The following is a 4095-nucleotide window of genomic DNA, read 5'->3' on the forward strand; positions in this document are numbered from 1 at the left end:
TTTTGGGGGCCGGGGCCCCCCCCCCCTACCGCCACCCCCCCCCACCACCCCCAACGGGGGCAACCTTCCCCCCCCCCGCCGGGGGGCTCCCCCCCCCCCCCACAAAAGCAAAAGCGAAACCGATGCCAGGGGACTGGCATCGGTTCCTGATTGAGGCGGACGACTTCCCTCAGTCACCCGGCATCAGTGGTAATCGGGGTAGTCCTTGTGCAGCGCCTTCTGGAAGTCGCGCACTTCGGTTTCGGCGCGGTCCTTGGCCCAGCCGTAGCGTTCCTGCAGGCGACCGGCGAGGTATTCGGCGTTGCCTTCGGCCACCTTCATGTCGTCGTCGGTGATGTCGCCCCACTTGGCCTGTACCTTGCCCTTGAGCTGGGTCCACTTGCCGGAAATGATGTCTTTGTTCATTACGCTGCTCCTTCGGGGGATACGCGGTTGATTCGCGTGGGACCACCTTCGCCGAAGCGCTGTTGGCATCAGGTCCATGTTTCGTTGGGTGCTGCTGACCTTGGTGAACATCGCTTCAGCCAGCGGACTGTGAACATGAAAAAGGCCGGCATTGCCGGCCTCCTTCATTCATCTGCAGGACCCTGCCGGATCAATGACCCTTGGCAGCATCCTCCACCTTTTCACCAGCCTTCTGCACGTCCTTGCCTGCACCGGCAACGGTATTGCAACCAGCCAGCACCGCGACCGAGAACAGCGACAACATCATCAGGGCAACCAAACGCTTCATGTGTTTCTCCTGTGGTGGTTCCATCGGTGCGGTCCACAACGGACCGCGTGTTCATCAGCACTTGCCGTCTTTGCAATCCTGCGCCTTGTCTTCGACCTTTTCACCGGCCTTCTGCATGTCCTTGCCTGCGCCCGCCACGGTATTGCAGCCGCTGAGCATGCCAACCGAGAACGCGCCCACCAGGGCCAACATCAACAGTCGCTTCATCATTCGTCTCCTCCTCCCTTTCAAGGCAGATGCCGTGGCCGGTGACCGGCGGCAGGCACTTCGTGTGTGAAGACGAATCTGGCGGCTCGGCCGTGTGCTCCGCGTGAAGTCGCGCAGCACACGTTCAGTGATGTCGGCCGATTGTTAATCGCGCATCAGCGTGGATTTGCCGAACAGGCTCTCCACCAGGTCCACCGCAAGTTCGGCGGTGCGGTTCTGGTGGTCGAGCAAGGGGTTCAGCTCGACGATGTCCAGCGAGCCCATCAAACCGGTGTCGGCAATCATCTCCATCACCAGCTGCGCCTCGCGGTAATTGACGCCGCCCGGAACCGTGGTGCCCACGCCCGGCGCGATGCTGGGGTCGAGGAAATCCACGTCGAAACTGACATGCAGGTGGGTATTGGCATCGATGCCATGCAGCGCGGCTTCCATCGTCCGCTTCATTCCTGCTTCGTCGATGTAGCGCATGTCGTAGACATCAACGCGGTGCTGCTTGATCAGGCGCTTCTCTTCCGGGTCGACCGAGCGGATGCCGATCTGGTGGACCTGCCACGGTGCGATCGCCGGGGCGCTGCCGCCGAGGTGGGTCAGGCCTTCCGGGCCGAGACCACACAGGCAGGCCACCGGCATGCCGTGGATGTTGCCTGACGGGGTGACATCGGAGGTGTTGAAGTCCGAGTGCGCATCCAGCCACAGCACGCGCAGCTGCTTGCCCTGCTCACGGCACCAGCGCGCGACTGCGGTAATCGATCCAACGCCCAGGCAATGGTCGCCGCCGAGCATGATCGGCATGCGGCCTTCCTTCAGCTCGGCGTAACTCGCCTCCATCAGCGCGTGGTTCCAGGCAACTACTTCGTCGAGGTGACGGTAGCCCTGCACCGGGCCGGTCCATGGATTGCGCGGACCATCGAGGTTGCCGATGTCGCGCACGTCCACGCCGCGTTCGACCAGCGCCTCAGGCAAGCCGGCAATGCGCAGCGCCTCCGGACCCAGCCGCGCACCGCGCGCGCCCGCACCCACATCGGTAGGCACGCCAATCAGCGACACCGGACGAAAACCAGCCATACGACCTCCGTTGCAAATGAAATCAGTTTAGCGAGCGGCCGCGCAAAGGCCTTGCGGCAGCGCGGCAAACCAAGGCAGGGCAAGCCTTTTGGCGGCTGCCAAGCAGGTCCGGGCGAGCTTACGCCGCGCATATGTCAGCCGTGCGCAGCCGGCTCAGGCAACGGCTACCTGCGCGGCGATCATGCCGCCGGGCCCTGCGGATCCCAATCGGCGGGCGCGACGATCTTCGGCAGCTCGGGGTCGGCAATGTAGTTGGGCGACATGATCTGCACCCCGGCCGCGTTGAACGCATCCTGGATGTTGGCGTGCAGCGCGCTGAGGATCTCCGCGCGCAGCGGGAACTCAACGATATGCACGCGCAGCACATAGGCAACATAGAAGTCATTGAGCGCGGTCTGCAGCACATAGGCGGCAGGCGCGCTCTGCACATGTGCGGTCTTGCCGGCCGCATCCAGCAGCAAGCGCTGCACCTGCCGCCACGGCGTGTCATAGCCGATGGTGACGCCGGTCTCCAGCCACATGCCCGCGGCCTGTGGATCGCGCGAGTAATTCAGCAATTTGCCACTGAGCACGTGCATGTTGGGAAGGCTGACTTCCACCCCGGTCAGGGTGCGGATGCGGGTGGTGAACAAGCCGATCTGGATCACCTGCCCCTCGACATCGGCCACCTTGACCAGGTCACCAATCGACATCGTCCGCGCATAGAGCAGGGTGAAACCCGCCGCTGCCTGGCCGACGATGCTGGAGCCGCCCAGCGAAATCATCACGCCCAGCAGCACGCTCAAGCCCTTGAAGGCGTCGCTGCCCGAGCCGGGCAGATAGGGATAGGCCATCACCAGCGCAAACAGCCAGATACCTCCCACGGTCAGCTTGCGACTGGGCTCGGCCAGTTGGCGGTCGATGCCAAACAACTGGAAGCGTCCGTTCTGCACGCCCCGGAACAACAAGCCGACAATCTGGCTGCACAGCCGCGCCAGCAGAAAAATGACGATCGCGGTGACCAGCCCCGGTATCGCCGCCACGCCCGCCCACAGCCAGGCCTTGGCCTGGGCCGCAACCCAGGCCGTCATCGCCCTGGCCCAGGGCTGGGTGTAATCAAACTGATGGAAGACGTAGCGCAGCCATTCCTCTGCCAGCAACAACACCGCCACCAGCAGCAGCGCGCGCGACAGCCAATCGGCCAGTGCGTTGGCACCATGCAACATCTGCCGGACCGGCGCGCTGCGCAAGGTCCCCGCCCTTCGACCGACCCACGCCAGCATCGCCGCACGTAACCTGCGTGCCGCCCACGCCAGCAACCAGATCAACAGCCCTGCCAGCAGGGTGGCGACAAGACAATGCAGGACGCCACGGAACATACGGCCCGGCGCACGCTCAGCCGCGACGACCGCGTCGTCGAGCCGGCTGCGTACCGCCTCACGCACCTGGCCCAGCGTCTCGCCTTGCGCGGCATCCACATCGGCAGGCGTGATGAGGGTGACCACCTCGCCACCAAGCAGCAGGATCGCGCCATCAGCGGTGTCGTTGAAGGTGACCCTGGGCACGCCGGGCTCATCGACGATGCGCTTGATGTTGAACTCGGTGACCGCTGCACGCTGCGACGGCGAGCGGCCCATGAACGCACTGCGGAAGGTCAGGATGTCGCGGTTGTAGAAACGCACCGTCGCTGCGGAAGCGACGTCGACGGACGCCTCTTCGGTTGCGGCCAATGCCGACGCAGGCGCCAGCAGCAGCGAGACACACAGCGCAAGCAGCACCCATACCGTCAAGGCGAACCGGCGTAGCAGGAACCAGACTTCAAGGTCGCCACGGAACATCTTTCTGCTTCCCCGCAAGAAGAGATGACTGGCCGCTGGCGTGCTGCGTCGACCTGCCGCCAACCAGCTTCACTGGCAGCAGCACGGTAGGCCGGCTGCGTGCTTGGGCCATCATCGCACCATGGCAGGCGGATTGCCTGCCATCACGATCTGCGCCCCTCGCCGTTCAGCGGCTGCACCACATGTCGACCGCACTACATCAACGTAGCCCGGGTAAGCGCAGCGCACCCGGGTATACACGAAGCGCCCTACCTAACAAACCCCCCCACACAC

The 4095-nt window shown here is 64.3% G+C and carries 5 protein-coding genes; all 5 read right to left on the reverse strand.

What is annotated here, in order from left to right; genetic code table 11:
• Positions 1-183: 183 nt before the first annotated feature.
• The 5 genes from ACVOLI_RS20210 to ACVOLI_RS20230 all read right to left on the reverse strand — a co-directional run bounded on the left by ACVOLI_RS20210 (position 184) and on the right by ACVOLI_RS20230 (position 3822).
• Positions 184-405, reverse strand: a complete 222-nt coding sequence (locus ACVOLI_RS20210) for a CsbD family protein (RefSeq protein WP_282269033.1) — start codon at positions 403-405, stop codon at positions 184-186.
• 190 nt (positions 406-595) lie between these two features.
• Positions 596-733: an entericidin A/B family lipoprotein gene (locus ACVOLI_RS20215; protein ID WP_303748520.1), complete on the reverse strand. Its 138-nt coding sequence runs from the start codon at positions 731-733 to the stop codon at positions 596-598.
• A gap of 54 nt (positions 734-787) precedes the next feature.
• Positions 788-940, reverse strand: a complete 153-nt coding sequence (locus ACVOLI_RS20220) for an entericidin A/B family lipoprotein (protein ID WP_296248941.1) — start codon at positions 938-940, stop codon at positions 788-790.
• Positions 941-1084: 144 nt separating this feature from the next.
• Positions 1085-2005 carry an arginase gene (gene rocF / locus ACVOLI_RS20225; protein WP_312367753.1) on the reverse strand — a complete coding sequence of 307 codons (921 nt, stop codon included), beginning with the start codon at positions 2003-2005 and terminating at the stop codon, positions 1085-1087.
• Between the two features lie 179 nt (positions 2006-2184).
• On the reverse strand, positions 2185-3822 hold the full coding sequence (locus ACVOLI_RS20230) for a mechanosensitive ion channel family protein (protein WP_481615750.1): 1638 nt from the start codon (positions 3820-3822) through the stop codon (positions 2185-2187).
• Positions 3823-4095: the final 273 nt, after the last annotated feature.

The organism is Stenotrophomonas sp. STEN029, assembly GCF_056760015.1.

What these genes read in the sequence shown, in the direction of transcription:
- ACVOLI_RS20210 (WP_282269033.1), bottom strand. Translation starts at nt 405, where the DNA reads ATGAACAAAGACATCATTTCCGGCAAGTGGACCCAGCTCAAGGGCAAG.
- ACVOLI_RS20215 (WP_303748520.1), bottom strand. Translation starts at nt 733, where the DNA reads ATGAAGCGTTTGGTTGCCCTGATGATGTTGTCGCTGTTCTCGGTCGCG.
- ACVOLI_RS20220 (WP_296248941.1), bottom strand. Translation starts at nt 940, where the DNA reads ATGAAGCGACTGTTGATGTTGGCCCTGGTGGGCGCGTTCTCGGTTGGC.
- rocF (WP_312367753.1), bottom strand. Translation starts at nt 2,005, where the DNA reads ATGGCTGGTTTTCGTCCGGTGTCGCTGATTGGCGTGCCTACCGATGTG.
- ACVOLI_RS20230 (WP_481615750.1), bottom strand. Translation starts at nt 3,822, where the DNA reads ATGTTCCGTGGCGACCTTGAAGTCTGGTTCCTGCTACGCCGGTTCGCC.